The sequence below is a fragment of the Cupriavidus sp. OTU4054 genome (assembly GCF_038440175.1).
GTDB lineage: Bacteria > Pseudomonadota > Gammaproteobacteria > Burkholderiales > Burkholderiaceae > Cupriavidus > Cupriavidus pauculus_D.
This window is the reverse complement of sequence record NZ_JASATF010000010.1, coordinates 13,185-29,106: the sequence shown is the minus strand read 5'-3', so window position 1 is coordinate 29,106 and position 15,922 is coordinate 13,185. Positions and strand designations below refer to the sequence as shown.

Genomic DNA, 15,922 nt, shown 5'->3' with positions numbered 1-15,922 from the left:
GTCATGCGCGTTGTCCATGCATCCCGCACCGCTAGCGCGCATGGTCTCCGCTAGCGTTTTCCCTGAGAAAACCCCGAATCCCGCGTACACACTCGATTTCCGGGAGCTGGCCCGTCCTTTGCATAAACTTAGACATCGAACTTAACTTGACACGCTATCGGCGGGTGCTAGCATAAGCCTACAAACTTCGATGTCTAAGTTAAATATGAACAAGACTGGCACATTCTTCCTTGTCGTCGGCCCCAGTGGCGCAGGCAAGGACTCCCTGATCGACGGTGCACGCGCGATTCTCACGGACGGCTATCGGTTCGCCCAACGCGTCATCACGCGTCCGAGCGGCTCTCCCGGCGAGGATCATGAAGGCGTTTCCGATATGGAGTTCACGCGTCGCCAGGAGGCCGGCGAGTTCCTCGTCACGTGGAACGCGCACGAGCTGCGCTACGGGCTGCCCGCCGCGCTGATCGAAACGCTTGCGTCGGGCACGCACGTCATCGCCAATGGCTCGCGCGGCGTGGTGGCGGAGCTGGCCGCGCGTCTGCCCCACTTTGCCGTCGTGCTGGTCACCGCGCCGCAGGAAGTGCTGGCCCAGCGCATTGCCTCGCGCGGCCGCGAGTCCGGCGAACAGATCTCGAAGCGCGTATCGCGGCAGGCGGCGTCGATTCCGGAAGGCGTGCAGTGCCTCACGGTGTCCAACGAAAGCACGCTCGAGGCCGGTGTCCAGCGCTTTGTCGAGGCAGTGCGTGCCGGTGCGTGCGCGCCGGCGGCCCCCGTGGCCCCTTCGAGCCGCGTCAACCTGATGGCGAAACTGCGCGGCGAGGCGCTCGACGAAGCCGCTTACGTGGCCGTGCTGCGCGACGCCATTGCCGGGCGCTACACCGAAGCGGAACTGACGGCGTTCCTGATCGCCGCCACCGGCAGCCTCGACGACGACGAAGTGGTGGCGCTGGCCCGCGCGCGCACGGCCTTCACGCCGCGCATCGCCTGGGACGAGCCGCTCGTGGTGGACAAGCATTCGATGGGCGGTGTCCCCGGCAGCCGCATCACGCTGATCGTCGTGCCCATCGTCGCGGCCTATGGCCTCGCGATGCCGAAGACCTCGTCGCGCGCCATCACGTCCGCGGCCGGCACCGCCGATGCGATGGAAACCGTGGCCCGCGTGGACCTCACGCAGGCCGACGTGCAGCGCTGCGTGGCGCAGGCGCGCGCCTGCATCGCCTGGAACGGCCGCCTCAACCATTCCGTGATCGACGACGTGATGAATGCCATCACCCGTCCGCGCAAGCTCGATTCGCGCCGCTGGTCCGTTGCCTCGATCCTCTCCAAGAAGTACACGGCCGGCGCCACGCACGTGATGGTGGACCTGCCCTACGGGCCGCAGACCAAGCTCGCCGACCGCGCCGATGCGGAGGCGCTGGGCGCGCTGTTCGAGCGCGTCGGCGCGGGGCTGGGCCTGCACGTGCGCGCCATCGCCACCGATGGCAGCCACCCGATCGGTCGCGGCATCGGTCCGGCCCTGGAGGTCCGCGACGTCATGCAGGTGCTCGACAACGATCCGGCCGCCCCCGCCGACCTGCGCGCCAAGGCCCTTTACTTCGCCGCCCAGATCCTCGCTTTCGACCCGCGCGTGGGCTCGCCCGAGCAAGGCATGCGAATTGCGGAAGCCCTGCTGGATGAAGGCAAGGCGAGGACGGCATTCGACAGCATTGCGGGCGCCCAGGGCCGCAGGCCCGAGGCGGTGATGCCCGGCGTGCACATCGCGGAGATCGCGGCCAGCCGGGCTGGACGCGTCGCCGCGATCGACGGTCTGCGCATCTCCGGCGTGGCACGCGCGGCGGGCGCGCCGCGCGATCTCGGTGCAGGCGTGGACCTGCTGTGCACGATTGGCGCGCATGTGGCCGAGGGCCATGCGCTCTACCGCATTCACGCGGCGTCGCCCGCGGCACTCGACGCCGCGGTGGCGGAGGCGCATGGCCCGGGTGGCGACCAGAGCAACCAGGCAGTCCGTATCGATCCCGATTGAGCGTTCTTCTTCTTTCCTTCACCCTAACCGACGAGGCATATCCATGAGACCCCCATCCATCGTCAGCGGTCTGGCATCGCTGCTGTTCGCCGCCGGCTCCCTTGCCACTCTGCCGGGACTCGCGCAGGCGAACGTTGCCAGCAACTTTCCGCAAAAGCCCATCCGCCTGGTCGTCACCTTTCCGGCAGGTGGCGGCACGGACGCGCTCGCCCGCGTGATCGGCACCGACATCAGCAAGTCGCTGGGCCAGCCCGTGGTCGTCGATAACCGCCCCGGCGCCAGCGGCAACATCGGCGCGGAATTCGTGGCCAAAAGCCCCGCGGACGGTTACACGCTGCTGATCGTCAACAGCAGCTTCGCCATCAACCCGAGCGTCTTCAAGAAGATGCAGTTCGATCCGAAGGCCGACTTCAGCGCCGTCATCTCGTTCGCCTCGGTGCCCTCCGTCATCGCGGTGCCGTACACGTCCAAGATCCGCACGTTCAACGAACTGCTGACCGCGGGCAAGAGCGGCACGCCGCCGAGCTATGCGTCGTGCGGCAATGGCACGCCCCAGCACCTGGCCGGCGAGCTGCTGAAGATCTCCGCCAAGATGGACATGCTCCACGTCCCGTACAAGGGCTGCGCCCCGGCCATCGCCGATGTGCTCGGCGGCCAGGCCGACGTCAGCGTCAATACGCTGACCAATACCGTGCCCTACCTCAAGAGCAACAAGCTGCGCGCGCTGGCCGTGACCTCGCAGGCCCGTTCGCCGTTCCTGCCCGACGTGCCGACCGTCAGCGAACTCGGCGTACCCGGTTACGACGTCGATCAGTGGTTCGGCATCCTCGCGCCGGCGCACACGCCGCCAGAAGTCGTGCAGAAGCTCAACGCGGAGATCGCCAAGACGATCGCCAAACCCGAGATCAAGGCCTCGCTCGCGCAGCTCGGCTTTGCCACGGGCACGAGTACACCGGCAGAGTTCCAGAAGCTGGTGAGCAGCGATATCGACCGCTGGCAGAAGTTCGCGACGAAGATCAACCTGTTCGTCGACTGACGCACCGGGGCCGCGCCCAGGTTTCAGCAGGCAGATCCCCTACTTCCCGTTTTTCCGTATCGCCGCTACGCGGGCGCAAGCCAGCCCCGTGAGAGCGCGTTCGTCCCTGCGTCCTGACATTGCGTCGGGCGTTGCCGGCCTGCGCGCTTTTTTCGGGGCGGCGCCAACGATTTCGACCACCAGAACGCACATAACATGAGCCAATCCCGTACCTTCCTTCGACGTACCGCCCTTCGACACATCACGCTGGCAGCCATGACGCTGTGCGCGGCCCACGCGGCGCACGCGCAGTCGTCCATCACGCTCTACGGCGTGGCCGACGCCGGCATCGAGTACCTGACGCACGCCGACGCCAACAATCACAGCCTCGCCCGCATGACCTCCGGTAACCTGTCCGGCTCGCGCTGGGGCATGCGCGGCACGGAGGATCTTGGCGGCGGACTGCAGGCGCTCTTCGTGCTCGAAGGCGGCTTCGATATCGACAGCGGCACCGCTTCGCAAGGCGGCCGCATGTTCGGGCGCCAGGCCTTTACGGGGCTGTCGTCGCAATACGGCCGCGTCACGCTGGGCCGGCAGAACAATATCCTGTACGACATCCTGATCAACTACGACGCCATGGCCGTGTCGCCGCGCTACTCCATCTTCACGATGGATACGATGACGGCGGGGCGCTACGACAATGCCGCCAAGTACGTCGGCAAGTTCGGCGGCCTCACGGTCAGCGGCCTGTACTCGTTTGCGCGCGGCACCTCGCTTTCCGGCGGTGCGTTCGGCAGCGAGGTGCCTGGCAATCCGAAGAGCGACCGCGCCATGAGCGGCGGCCTGGAGTACAACGCGGGCAAGGTCGGCGTGACGGTGATCTACGACATGCAGCAGGGCACCAGCGGTCTGACCGGACAGAACCCGGCGCAGAAGGACCAGCGACTCGCCGTGGCCGGTACCTATACGTTCGCGAACGCCAAGCTGTTCGCGGGCTACCGCTGGCTCAATGGCAATATCGGCGCCACGGCCGCGCTGCCGTCCAAGCGCGCGGACCTGTTCTGGATCGGCGCCGGTTACCAGATCACTCCGGCGCTGTCGCTGAGCGGTGCCGGCTACCTGCTCAATGGCCGCAATGGCAACGGCGATGCATGGAGCGCGTCGATGCTGCTCGACTACGCGTTCTCCAAGCGTACCGATGTCTATGCGCAGGTCGCCTATATCCGCAATGACGATACGTCGCGCATCGGCCTCAACGGCCCCGCGACCGCGATCGGACCGGCGGGCACGAACCAGCTGGGCGCGCTCGTCGGCATCCGCCACAAGTTCTGACAGAAAGGGGAACCTGCCACCGCAGCCGGTGGCAGGACGCAGAACGCCGGCTCAGACGGCCAGCAAGGACGCGCAGGCGCTGCGTACGGCCTCGGGCACGAACGGCGCCTGGGTAAAGCGGACGCCGGTCGCATCGAACAAGGCGTTGGCGATGGCCGGGGCACCGGGCAGCGACGCGGATTCGCCCGCGCCGAGCGGGCTTTCCTCCTGCCTCGGCATCAGCAGCACATGAATGGGCGGCAGTTCGGGAAACGTCGCGATCGGATAACTGCCCCACTCGCGGCTGGCCACCCCGCTGGCATCGAAGCGGACCTGCTCGCGCAGCACGCGGCTCAGGCTCTGCACCACATTGCCGTGGATTTGATGCCTTACACCGTCCGGATTGACCATCATCCCGGTGTCCTGCCCCACGTGCAACCGCGTCACCCGCACGTCTCCGGTGTCCGGGTGCACCTCCACATCGACGATCCACGCCGCCCATGCCGCGCCGAAACCGGGAAACTTGCTGTGGATATAGCGCGCGTAGGCCACGCCGCGCCCGCGCAGCAGGCCGTCGGCATCGGGCCTGCCGCGCGACCCGCGCGCGCCCTCGCGCCAGCCGGCGGCCCGCGCCAGCGCTTCGAGCAGTTCGCGCGCCCGGACATCGGGCAGATGCCGCAGGCGGAATGCCAGCGGATCGGCGCCGCATCGATCGGCCATCTCGTCGATAAACGACTCGTGCGCGAAGGTATTGGGCAGCGCGGAGACGCCCCGCAGCCACGCGGCCCGCGCGATGGCGGGCGTGTCGTCGCACGCGACATCCAGCGATTCGAAGGCGTAGGCGGGCATCGCGGTGCGATCGCCCATCTCCAGCATGCGCGGGTCCGCCGGCACGCGGCCCGTGAGCAATAGCGCCAGCACCGGCGCATCGTTCGACGGATAGCGCGACACAAACTCGTAGGCCGTCAAGGCGCCATCGGCATCGGCGCTGCCGCGCACGTCCATCAGCTGCGCGGCGCCCTTGGGCTCCCACAGATGCTCCTGCTCGCGCGAAAGTTGCACGCGCACGGGCCGCCCGACGGCGCGCGCCAGCAGCACGGCGTCGGCACACACATCGTCGGCGCAGTTGCGCCCGTAGCAGCCGGCCGCCTCCATGCGGACGATCTCGATATTGCCTTCGTCGAGGCCCGTCAGCCGCGCCATATCGATACGGAGCACGTGCGGATTCTGCGTGCCCGACCAGATCGTCAGCCGGCCGTCTGTCCAGTCCGCCAGCGCGCACGACGGCCCGATCGAGCCGTGCATCTGATAAGGCCAGACGTAGCTGCGTTCGATGCGATGCGCGGCGGCGTCGAGGGCCGTGGCCGTGACACCGGTCTGCGCGAGCTGGCGCCGCTTGCCGGGCGCCGCGCGCAAGGCGGCCTCCGGCGCGTTGAGATCGGGCAGCGGCGGCACGGGTTTCCAGCGGACCTTGAGCCGCCTCGCGGCCTCGATCGCCTGCTCCTCGCGCTCGGCCACCACGCCGATAAAGTCGCCTTCCACATGGATGCGGACCACGCCCGGCACGTCGGCAATCGACGTCTCGTCCACACCGATCAGGCTCGTGCCGACGAAATCGCCACAGTCGCGGCCCGCATACGGCGGACGCACGACACGGCCGTGCAGCATCCCCGGCACGCGCATGTCGTGCACGAAGGTCAGCTCGCCGGTCGCCTTGGCCGGAATATCGACGCGCGGCGCGCTGCGGCCCACCACGCGGTATTGATCGACGGGCCTGGTCTTGACGTCGTCGGCGAGCGGCAGTTCGACATGTTCGCCGGCGAGCAGCGCCGCGAGGTCGATGGGACCGCCGGCCGCCTTGTCCACGAGCCATGCGCGCGCCTGCGCTGCGGCGCGCCGCAGCGGCAGCGCCGAGATCTGGATCGAAGCGCTGGCGATCGTCGGCCCCTGGTTCGGTGTGGCCTCGGTGTGGCCGAGCACCATCTTCACGGCCTCGGGCTCGACCTCGAGCTCTTCCGCCACGATCTGCGCAAGCGAAGTCCGGATGCCGGTGCCGAGGTCCACATGGCCGTTGAACGCGAGAATCTCGCCCGACGCGCGCAGCGCCACGAAGATGTCGGGCAGATCGGAAACGAAGCCGGAGGCCGCGCCCGGCTGGCCCGGCGAAGGACGCGGCGCGGCCGCCGCGGGACGCGTCACCAGCAATACGCCCGTCTCTCGAAACAACGCTTCACGCAGTGCGCGTGGGGTCTGTGACATCGCTCATCCTGATGGATTGCCCGGCTATACTCTGTTGCAAACTTCCGACCACGGCTCGAATGCCCAAAGACATCAAGCAGGCTTCAGTCCTCCCCCCGGCGCGACCCGGTACCCGTGCCCGGCAGGCACAGGACACGCGCGCCAAGATCCTCAAGGCCGCGATCAAGGTCTTCGCCCAACGCGGTTACGACGGCGGACGCATCGAAGCGATCTCGACGCTCGCGAACACCTACGACCGCATGATCTATTACTACTTCGGCAGCAAGGAGAAGCTGTTTATCGAAGTCCTGGAGACCATCTACCTCCAGCTCAACGAAGCCGAACAGAAGCTCGAACTGGATCCGGACAATCCGGTGCGGGCCCTGACGCAGCTCGTGGACTTCGTCTGGCAATACTATCTCGAGCATCCCGAGTTCGTGGCCATTCTCAACAGCGAGAACCTGAACCGCGCCCGGCATGCCCGCAAATCCGAACGCCTGAGCGAGATTTCGGGCTACGCGCTGTCCGTCCTCGATGGCATCCTCACGCGCGGCATGGCGGCGGGTACGTTCCAGCCCGGACTCACGGCGCGCGACGTCTACCTGATCATCGCCTCGCTCGGCTACTTCTACAACTCCAACCACCACACGCTGAGCGCGTTCCTCGGCGAGCCCATCATGGGCGCCGAGGCCGTCGCCCACTGGCGCGACGTGATTCAGCGCACCGTGCTCAATGCCGTGTGCCACCGCGCCGACGTGCAGCCTTTCGAGGCGCCGCCGGCGGGGCGGCGGCCGCCGGGCCGCCCCCGCCGCGCGCAGCCGTGAGCTAGGCCGCCAGCGCCCCGGTGGCGCCACCGCTCGCACCGCCGCTCGCACCGATCCTGGCAAGGGCCTCGTCGCGCGCCATCACCATCGCGTACTTCTGTGCCATGTCGAACAGGTTGGCGTCGTGCGGGCCGATGGCACGGTCGCCCACACAATCGGACAGCACGAGCGGACGGAAACCGTAGGACATGGCATCCACCACGCTGGCACGCACGCAACCGCTGGTTACGCAGCCGGCCACGACCAGCGTCTGCACGCCGCGCTGCGCGAGCCAGGCCGCGAGCGACGTCCCGAAGAACGCCGACGGCACCGTCTTGCGCACCACGAGCTCGCCGGCGGCCGGCGCCAGTTGCGGCACGATCTGGCTCGCCGGACCATCCTCCTTCAGCGTCAGCATGCCCGGCACCTTCAGCGTGAAGATGTTGTGGTCCGCATCGTCGTCGGCAAAGACGATGCGGCTGTGGGCGACGGGCCAACCCATGCGCCGCGCCGTGGCCAGCAGCGGCTGCGTGTTGGCGATGGCTTCCGGAATATTGCCGCCGCCGAACACGGCCGGATCGGCGAAGCCGTTGACGAAATCGATGATCAGCAGGCCGTAAGGGGCCTTGAGGTCCATCGCCGTGCCAAAGCCCTGGCGGCGATAGGTCTGGACGTCTTCATGCATGTGCGGGCTCCTGATTCGTGTGTGCGACGCCGTCCACTGTGTCGTCCAGCACCTTGCCGGCGGCAACCACGGGCTCGCCATCCAGGCTGACCGTGCAGCGCCGCAGCGGCATATCGATATGGCACGCCGTGGTGCGGGTGCCGCCTGCCTCGTTGTTCGGGCCGAACGAGCACAGGAAGTTGCCCTCGAATGCGCGCGCATCCATGCCGATGGTGGCCTCGCGGTCGTACATCGCCAGCGTCGACCAGTGCGCGCGCGGCTGCAGCCCCCATCCGACATGCGACATCGCATACGACTCCGGATCGTTGAACGACGCCATGTATTCGGCGAGCAGCTCGGCATCGAGCCCGCCTTCGATGGCGGTGACGTAGCCGTTCTTCACGGTCACGTGGATGGGCTCCTGCACGTACGACTTCATCGGCAGCAGGATATCGCCGCGATCGAGCACGAGGTGCCCGTTGGTGCCGCCCTCGTTCGGCCAGGTCAGCACGAAGCCGCTCGGCCAGTGGTCCCAGCGGCCGGGCTCATCGACAAACCCATACTCGCTGATGGCCGGGAACTCGCCGAGCGCGCAATGGAGATCGGTACCCGCGTCGGACGTGATATGCATGGTCCGGGCGCGGGACAGCCGCGCGGTGGCGGCCTTCACGCGGGTGCGGTCGGCCTCCGTCGGCACGAGCCGGGCCAGTACTTCGGGCGGTTCGACGGCCAGCAGGATCTTGGTGCCGGTGGACAGAATCTCGTGCTGCTCGGGCGAGAACAGCAGTGTCATCAGGTCCAGCACCAGATCGCTGGCCTTGAGCGCGGCGATGGCCGCGGGGTTGCCCGTCAGCGGCGTGGTGCCGAGATAGGCCAGCGCATCGCGGCTCAGCGCCTTTTCGCCGTTGACGGGCGGCAGGTCGAGCCGGTTGACGATGGCGCCCATCGACTGCGCCGCCAGCAGCGCGGTGCGCAGCGTCTGCGGATGCGTGTCCGCACCGGTGAGCACCGTCACGGTCTGCCCCGATTCCAGTTTCGACAGCGTAAGGACCTGCTTCCACGCGCAGATCAGGTCGTAGTCACTGACAGCCATGCTTGGCTCCTTGCAGTTGAGTTTCAGCCCACCAGCGTGGCGCCGAGAAAATCGCCGAACGCCGCATAGAAGCCCGCTTCGTTGTCCCACGGGATCATATGGCCGGCATCGGGCACGCGCGTCTCCAGCAGCCCCGGGCGCAGCGCCTTCATTTCCTCGACATCGGCCGGCAGCACGACGTCGCCGCGCGCCGCCGTGATCAGCAGCGTCGGGACATTCACGCGCGGCAGATCGGCGTGGATATCGTCGGTATGAAACCCGTCGAAGCTCTGCAGCACCGCGCGCTCGTCGCAGGTATGCAGCCACTCGGCGCGCAGGCGGCGTTGTTCCTCGGTCCACGTCGGGCAGAACGGGCGCATGCCTTCGGCGTCCGTGCCCTGCACGGCAAGGCGAATCGAGTCGACATACCACGGCAGTTGCGCGGGATAGGCGCGCCGGCCCGGGCCCGACACGGGCGGGTCGATCATCACCAGCCGCGTCAGGCCGGCGGGCTGCGAGCGTGCCGCGCGCACGCCGATGCGGCCGCCCATCGAATGGCCGACGATCTGATAGCGCTTCAGGCCCAGTGCCTGCGCCAGCGCGATCACGTCCGCGGCCTGCGCATCGAGGCTGTAGTCGAGCGTATCGCCGGCCGACGACAATCCGCGGCCGCGCACGTCGAGCACGTAGGTATCGAAATGCGCACCGAGGCGCTCGCCCACGAAGCCCCACGTGATGGCGGGGCTCGTGATGCCCGGAATCAGAATGACCGCGTCGCGCCCGGCGCGCGCGCCCTCGGTGCCGCCGTACCGCAGGTAATGCTGGCGAATGCCGTTGGCCTGCACATTGGCGCCATAGAGAAACGTACTCATGCTGGCTCTCCTGTTCAATAGGCGCCCGACAGCAGCGTGCCGCCACCCGGCACCACCGCTTCGAGGTCCAGTTCCTTCAGCAGCGCGTACGTGGTGGCGATGGCCGCGGTGATCACGGGCTTGCCCGTCATCGCCTCGACTTTCTCCACCACGGGCAGCGACGGCATCTGGACGCACGCCGACAGCACCACGGCATCCACGTCCTTCGTGTTCATCGACGCCACGATGGCGGGCAGGCGCGACGGATCGTGCCGGCCGACTTCCAGGTTGTCCGGAATCTCGAGCGCGCGCCACTCGACGACCTCGAAGCCTTCGTGCTGGATGTAATCGACCACGAGCTCGGTCAGCGGCTTCATGTACGGCGCCACCAGCGCGATGCGCTTCGCACCGATCACCTTGAGCGCATTGACCAGCGCGCCGGCGCTCGTCACGACCGGCGCGGTACCGCCGTTCTCCGCCGTACGCGACTTCAGGCGGGTTTCCGAGGTGCGATGGTAGCCACGCCCCATCGACATGATGGCCACCAGGCAGGCATAGCCCAGCACGTCCACGCGGGCATCGCTGAGTTCCAGCGCGCAGCGGTCGGACTCGCCGTCCATCGCCGCGAGTTCCTCTTTCTTGACCGTCTTCATGCGCATGCGGCTCGAATGGAACGTGAAGCGCTCCGGACGCACGAGCTGGCGGGCGGCCAACATGGCCGGGATCTCGGTTTCCATGGTGGTGTTGGAACTCGGCACGATCTGCCCGATGCGGAAAACTTTCTGCACTTGTGACTCCGTTGAACTTTGTCTTGTCTACCCACCCGCCTCGCTGCACGGGACGCATGGCGCACTGGACGGCGCCCTTCCGAAAATTCTAGTGTACACACCTTATTTTTACAACACACTTTTCAAGGCCACGGAAAGCACTCGTTCAGTGCATTCTGAATGAATGAATCCCCGCTTTGACGCATTATTGCGCCAATTTGCGGCATCGAATTAAACACGCCACATGGAAATCAGGGTTTTCACTAGATCATCGAAAGTCGGCTTTACTTGAAAAAGTATGGTGTGTACACTCGATTTCACAGTGACAGACCAACTCAGGAGAGACGTCGTGCAACGGAATACGCGAATTGCGGTGATCGGTGCGGGCCTGGGCGGGACGGCGGCAGCCGCCCTGCTCCAGCGCGAGGGATTCAATGTGAAGCTGTACGAGCAGGCCCCCGGCTTCTCGCGCCTGGGTGCCGGCATCCACGTCGGGCCGAACGTGATGAAGATCCTGCGCCGCATCGGCATCGAAGACGCCATGAACGCAATGGGTTGCCATCCCGACTATTGGTACAGCCGCGACTGGAAGACCGCGGAGGTCGTTGCGCAGATTCCGCTTGGCGACTACGCGCTCTCCCACTACGGCGCGAGCTACCTGACCGTGCACCGCGGCGACTTTCACGCGCTGATGACCGAAGCGGTGGAACCGAGCCGCCTCGTGTTCAACAAGAAGCTCGATCGCGTGGAAGACCTCGGCGACGTGGTCAAGCTGACCTTTACCGACGGCACCGTCGAAGACGCCGATATCGTGATCGGCGCGGACGGCGTGAACTCCCGCATCCGCGAGCATCTGCTGGGCGCGGAGCCGCCGAAGTACACGGGCTACGTGGCGCACCGCGCGGTGTTCCCGATCTCGCGCGTCAAGGGCTATACCCACGACCGCTGCACCAAATGGTGGTCGGACGACCGCCACATGATGGTGTACTTCGACACCAGCAAGCTCGACGAGATCTATTACGTGACGGGCGTGCCCGAGCCGGAATGGGACATGAGCAAGAGCTGGGTGCCGAGCAGCATCGAGGAAATGCGCGCCGCCTTCGACGGGTGGCACCAGGGCGTGCAGTCGCTGATCGAGGGCACGGTGGAGGTCACCAAGTGGCCGCTGCTGGAACGCGATCCGCTGCCGCTGTGGAGCCGTGGCCGGCTGGTGCTGCTGGGCGATGCATGCCATCCGATGAAGCCGCATATGGCGCAGGGCGCCGCGATGGCCATCGAGGACGCGGCGATGCTGACGCGCTGCTTCGTCGAGGCGGGCCTCGAGGATCACGCTTACACGTTCTCGCTCTACGAGGCGAATCGCGCCGAACGCGCGGGCCGCGTGCAGAAGGTATCGCATGACAACACCTGGCTGCGGACGAACGAGAACCCCGACTGGTGCTTTGGCTACGACGTGTTCTCGGTGCCGCTGCGCGATCCCGCCACGCGTGCCGTGCCCGCGGCTGCCTGAACCGCGTTTATGACCGCGCCCCGCCCCCTTCTGTTGCGCGTCAACCGGCAATCGCACGATGTCTGTGTGGATCCGCGCACGCCATTGCTCTACATCCTGCGCAACGATCTGGCCTGCAATGGCCCGAAGTACGGCTGCGGGCTCGGTCAGTGCGGGGCGTGCACGGTGCTGATCGACGGGGTGGCGGCACGCTCGTGCATCGTGCCGGCAAGCGCGGCCGAAGGGCGGGCCGTGACCACGCTTGAAGGATTGGGCACCAGCGCCGCGCCCGATCCGGTGCAGCGGGCCTTTATCGAGGAGCAGGCCGCGCAGTGCGGCTACTGCCTCAACGGCATGATCATGAGCACCAAGGCGTTGCTGGCCGTGAACCCCGCGCCGACCGAGGGCGAGATTCGCGAGGCGCTGCGCTTCAACCTGTGCCGGTGCGGGACCCATGTCGAGATTCTGCGCGCGGTGCAGCGTGCGGCCGAACTTCAGCAGCAGGATGCCGCGGCAAGCGAACGCGAGGCGCTCCGATGAACGCCCGCACGCAGGACGCCTTGCATGTGCCCGTGCCGGCGGCGACGCTGTTCGGCCACGTCGTCCGGCCGGCCGGCGGACTGGGTCGCCTGCTCGGCTACGACGCCGACGCAGCGCGTCGGTGGGAAGGCAGCCTCGAAGGGAACGTCGAAGGTACGATCGACGTGATCGTGCGCGGCGATTTCCTTGCCGTGGTGGCGACGTCGCCGGAACATGCCGCGGCGGCAGCCCGCGCGCTGCGCCCCAGGTGGGCGCTCGCCGAGCCGGCACCCGCTGTCACGCGTGTGCGGCAGGTCGCGATGCATGGCGACGCCGACGCTGCGTTGGCGCCGGACGGCGAGGCCGTGTACCGGTGGCCGCTGATCGCCCCGCGTGCCGATGCAAGCGGCACCGCCACCGCGCACTGGCACGACGGGACCATGACCGTCTGGCTGGCGACAGCACAGACAAGCGCCCTGCGACTGGAGGTGGCGGCGCTGCTGGGCGTGTCCGCGGCACAGGTATCGATCGTCTGCGATCCCGATCCGCCCGCCGGACATGACGATTTCTGCGCGCGCCAGGCTGCGGCCGATGCGGCCCTGCTCGCGCATGCCGCCGGCCGGCCGGTGCGCGTGACCTTCCGCGCCGACCCCGATGCTTTCTCCCCCAGGCTGACGCTTGCCGTGCGCAGCGCGATCGATCCGGCATCGGCCTACCGTATTACCGCATCCGCCACGCCGGATGCCAATCTTCCGATCGCCCTGCTGCAGACGGGCACCACGGTGCCGTTCGCCGATGACGCGCGGATCGATGACGCGCGGATCGATGACGCTCAGATCGATGGCACGCTGGTGCCGCCCTACGCGACCGACCATCTCGCGGTTTCGGCGGCATTGCCCCTTGACGTACCCGCGGGGGTCGCGGCCCGCGGCCATGTGTTCGCGCACGAGTCCGAGCTCGACGCACTGGCCGTGCGATCGCGGATGGACCCGGTGGCGCTGCGGCTCCAGTGGCTCGACGACAGCACCGGCACCCAGCTGATCGAGCGCGTGGCGGCCCAGTCCGACTGGCAGGGGCCGTTACAGGGACATCGGCAGGCCGGCGACGGCATCCGGCGCGGACGCGGCTTTGCCTATGCGCGCGCGATCGATATCGACAATGGCCGGCCCACGCAAACGTGGTCGGCATGGGTGGCCGATGTCGAGGTGGATGCCCGTACCGGCGATATCAGCGTGACGCGTGTGACGGTCGGGCACGAGCGCGAGGACCATGCCGCGCCGGCGCCTGCCCGGCCCACCGCGCTGCGGGACGACATTACCGCCGCCACGCGGCAGCTGACACGGGGCGGCGCGAGCCACGACGACTGGGGATGGAATCCCGCCTCCGAAGCGCGCGACGCGATGGCCCTCGCCACGCATGCGCCGACGCATGCGGTGGCCCCCCAGACGCAGGTCAATATCGTGGGCGCGCTCGCGGGCGGCGCCTCGGCCACGCTGCCCGCGGCCGCCGCCGTGGCCAACGCGATTCACGATGCCACGGGCATTCGCCTGCGCGAGCCACCGTTCAGCGCCGGCGAGATTCGACGCGGGCTCGCTGCCGAGGGTATCGATGACGGTCTCGCCCGAGGCGCCTCACGCAAGCGCCGCTGGCTGCTGGCCGCGCTCGCGCCCCTCACCGCGCTGGCGGGATTGTTCGTCACGATCATGCCGTGGCGCGCCCCCATCGCACCGGTAGCGCCGCCAGTACCCGGCTTCTATTCGGCCGCGACCATCGAACGGGGCCGCCTGGTTGCCGCCGCGGGCGACTGCGCGGTCTGCCACACCGCCCCCGGCGGCACGCGCAATGCCGGCGGCCTTGCCCTCGACACGCCCTTCGGCACGGTGTACAGCACCAATATCACCCCCGATGTCGAGACCGGCATCGGCAACTGGTCGTTCGCGGCATTCGAGCGCGCTATGCGCGAAGGCATCCATCGCGACGGCCGCCACCTGTACCCCGCTTTCCCATACACGGCGTTCGCCAAGGTCAGCGATGCCGATATGCAGGCGCTCTACGCCTATCTGATGTCGGCCGAGCCCGTGGTATCGCGCCCGCCGGAAACGAAGCTCGCGTTCCCGTTCAATATGCGCCCTTCGCTGGCCGGCTGGAACGCGCTGTTCCACCGCAACGCACCGTTCGAGCCCGTGGCCGAGCGCTCCGCACTCTGGAATCGTGGCGCCTATCTCGCCGAAGGGCTCGGGCATTGCAGCGCCTGCCATTCGCCGCGCAATGCGCTCGGCGGCGAGAAAGGCGGCAAGGCCTACCTGACCGGCGGCATGGCCGAGGGATGGGAAGCGCCAGCGCTGACGGCGCTGTCGACGTCGCCCTTGCCGTGGACCGAAGAGGATCTGTTCCAGTACCTGCGGACCGGGTACGCCGCGCGGCACGGCGCCGCCGCGGGGCCGATGGCGCCCGTGGTGGAGAGCCTGCGCGAACTCCCGGAGAGCGACGTGCGGGCCATTGCGCACTATGTGGCATCGTTCAGCGCCCCCGCCATTGCCGACGCCGCGCCACCGCCCGCTGAACAGGTGCGCGCCATCGAAGCGCGCGCCGATGCGCAGGCGCTGAAGCTTTCCGGCAGCATGGGCCGCCTCTATCAGGCCGCCTGCGCGGTGTGCCATCAGGGCAATACCGGCGTGCCGCAGTTCGGCGTCAAACCCTCGCTGGCGCTGAACACGAATCTGCACAGCGCGCGCCCCGACAATGTGATTCAGGCCGTGATGCATGGCATCTCCGCCCCGCCGCATGCCGGCATCGGCTATATGCCCGGCTTTGCCGACAGCCTGGACGACGAACAAGTGAGTGGACTGGTGCATTACCTGCGCGCGCGATTCGCGCCCGACGCGCCCGCCTGGACCGGGGTGGAAGACGCCGTCGCGCGCATCCGCAGCCAGCCCTCGCACTGACACGCAGCATCATTCAGAATCGATAGATAAAAGTCGATCGCACGCCAGCTGGCGCGGACCTTGCACCGAAAAAAAGGCCGCCCAGTTCGGTGATATCTCGGGTATACAAACGAAGGCGAACACAGGATAAGGAGCGAAGATGCACTCCCCGTATCAAGACAGCGCGGCTGCCCTGCCCCCGGGTCTATCCCACTCGGGCTCCGCCACCACCGACGCGCGCGATGGCGC

At 67.6% G+C, this 15,922-nt stretch carries 12 protein-coding genes; 7 read left to right on the top strand and 5 right to left on the bottom strand.

Annotation, left to right across the window (positions count from 1 at the left end):
• Positions 1–190 precede the first annotated feature (190 nt).
• The 3 genes from phnN (at position 191) to AAHB16_RS13695 (ending at position 4,367) form a co-directional block, all read left to right on the top strand.
• Positions 191–2,020, top strand: coding sequence for a phosphonate metabolism protein/1,5-bisphosphokinase (PRPP-forming) PhnN (gene phnN, locus AAHB16_RS13705; RefSeq protein WP_342051128.1), 1,830 nt, complete (start codon positions 191–193; stop codon positions 2,018–2,020).
• A gap of 43 nt (positions 2,021–2,063) precedes the next feature.
• Positions 2,064–3,056, top strand: coding sequence for a tripartite tricarboxylate transporter substrate binding protein (locus AAHB16_RS13700; protein WP_342051127.1), 993 nt, complete (start codon positions 2,064–2,066; stop codon positions 3,054–3,056).
• A gap of 195 nt (positions 3,057–3,251) precedes the next feature.
• Entirely contained in the window at positions 3,252–4,367 is a 1,116-nt protein-coding gene (locus tag AAHB16_RS13695) for a porin (RefSeq protein WP_342051126.1), read from the top strand.
• A 51-nt stretch (positions 4,368–4,418) separates the two neighbouring features.
• Here AAHB16_RS13695 and AAHB16_RS13690 read toward each other — a convergent pair whose 3' ends face one another.
• Entirely contained in the window at positions 4,419–6,605 is a 2,187-nt protein-coding gene (locus AAHB16_RS13690) for a xanthine dehydrogenase family protein molybdopterin-binding subunit (RefSeq protein ID WP_342051125.1), read from the bottom strand.
• Positions 6,606–6,664: 59 nt separating this feature from the next.
• On the opposite strand from AAHB16_RS13690, the gene AAHB16_RS13685 reads away from it, so the two are divergent.
• The gene (locus tag AAHB16_RS13685) at positions 6,665–7,408 is read left to right on the top strand and encodes a TetR/AcrR family transcriptional regulator (RefSeq protein WP_342051124.1); all 744 of its coding nucleotides are present in this window, start codon (positions 6,665–6,667) and stop codon (positions 7,406–7,408) included.
• A 1-nt stretch (position 7,409) separates the two neighbouring features.
• Here AAHB16_RS13685 and AAHB16_RS13680 read toward each other — a convergent pair whose 3' ends face one another.
• From AAHB16_RS13680 to AAHB16_RS13665, 4 genes are read right to left on the bottom strand one after another with little or no spacing between them, the layout of a single operon-like run.
• Positions 7,410–8,072, bottom strand: coding sequence for an N-carbamoylsarcosine amidohydrolase (locus tag AAHB16_RS13680; RefSeq protein ID WP_150374813.1), 663 nt, complete (start codon positions 8,070–8,072; stop codon positions 7,410–7,412).
• A complete protein-coding gene (locus tag AAHB16_RS13675) occupies positions 8,065–9,144 on the bottom strand; it encodes a 2,5-dihydroxypyridine 5,6-dioxygenase (RefSeq protein WP_150374814.1) in 1,080 nt (359 codons plus the stop codon). Before AAHB16_RS13675 ends, AAHB16_RS13680 begins: the two co-directional genes overlap by 8 nt.
• Positions 9,145–9,167: 23 nt before the next feature.
• Positions 9,168–9,995 carry an alpha/beta fold hydrolase gene (locus AAHB16_RS13670; protein WP_150374815.1) on the bottom strand — a complete coding sequence of 276 codons (828 nt, stop codon included), beginning with the start codon at positions 9,993–9,995 and terminating at the stop codon, positions 9,168–9,170.
• A gap of 14 nt (positions 9,996–10,009) precedes the next feature.
• Complete coding sequence (locus tag AAHB16_RS13665; RefSeq protein WP_150374816.1) at positions 10,010–10,762, bottom strand: maleate cis-trans isomerase family protein; 753 nt, start codon at positions 10,760–10,762, stop codon at positions 10,010–10,012.
• Positions 10,763–11,090: 328 nt separating this feature from the next.
• Between AAHB16_RS13665 and AAHB16_RS13660 the strand changes: the two genes are divergently transcribed.
• Genes AAHB16_RS13660 through AAHB16_RS13650 form a run of 3 tightly spaced genes read left to right on the top strand, consistent with a single transcriptional unit; the run spans position 11,091 to position 15,694 of the window.
• Positions 11,091–12,251 carry an FAD-dependent monooxygenase gene (locus AAHB16_RS13660; RefSeq protein WP_342051123.1) on the top strand — a complete coding sequence of 387 codons (1,161 nt, stop codon included), beginning with the start codon at positions 11,091–11,093 and terminating at the stop codon, positions 12,249–12,251.
• Positions 12,252–12,260: 9 nt separating this feature from the next.
• Positions 12,261–12,770: a (2Fe-2S)-binding protein gene (locus tag AAHB16_RS13655; RefSeq protein ID WP_150374818.1), complete on the top strand. Its 510-nt coding sequence runs from the start codon at positions 12,261–12,263 to the stop codon at positions 12,768–12,770.
• Positions 12,767–15,694: a c-type cytochrome gene (locus tag AAHB16_RS13650; RefSeq protein WP_342051122.1), complete on the top strand. Its 2,928-nt coding sequence runs from the start codon at positions 12,767–12,769 to the stop codon at positions 15,692–15,694. Before AAHB16_RS13655 ends, AAHB16_RS13650 begins: the two co-directional genes overlap by 4 nt.
• Positions 15,695–15,922: the final 228 nt, after the last annotated feature.